The sequence below is a fragment of the Alexandriicola marinus genome (genome assembly GCF_004000435.1).
GTDB classification, from domain to species: domain Bacteria; phylum Pseudomonadota; class Alphaproteobacteria; order Rhodobacterales; family Rhodobacteraceae; genus Alexandriicola; species Alexandriicola marinus.
Genome location: NZ_RBVZ01000071.1, coordinates 1 through 440, shown reverse-complemented (window position 1 = coordinate 440; position 440 = coordinate 1). Strand labels below are relative to the sequence as shown.

Genomic DNA, 440 nt, shown 5'->3' with positions numbered 1-440 from the left:
GGCGGCGGCGGCACGATCGACGACGATGACATCGAGAACATGCGCGACAGCATTCCGATCATGGCCGATGCCGGTCGGGCGATCATCGTCCAGACCTCCGTTGAATTCGAGCCGGTCTTGAGCGGCCTGATCGAGCCTGTGACATTCGACGATTTCGTCGTGACGCGTCCCAGATTCTCCGCGCAGGTCTGCTTTAATACCAACAACTCGAACCCGACCGCCGCAACGGCAATCTGCTAGCGCGCGGTCTCGTCCGACACTCGCATCGCCCCGACCTGAAGCGCCATCTGCTCGGCCATGAAGCGCGAGGCCTGTTGCGGAGTGACACCGCCGACGCCCACGCGCCGCCCGAAGCGCCACCACAGGCCCGGCGCCCAAACCCTGCTGTCGGGGGCCTTCAGCACGATCAGGAACCCGTTCGAGGGTTTGAAGGCAAAGGC

Annotated in this window: 2 pseudogenes; one reads left to right on the top strand and one right to left on the bottom strand. The window is 64.3% G+C overall.

Annotated elements, in window-relative coordinates:
• Positions 1-240: pseudogene (locus tag EP376_RS23135) on the top strand (hypothetical protein); the annotation flags it as partial.
• Here EP376_RS23135 and EP376_RS23130 read toward each other — a convergent pair.
• Positions 237-440 (bottom strand): annotated as a pseudogene (locus tag EP376_RS23130) (hypothetical protein); the annotation flags it as partial. The pseudogenes EP376_RS23135 and EP376_RS23130 sit on opposite strands and share 4 nt — an antisense overlap.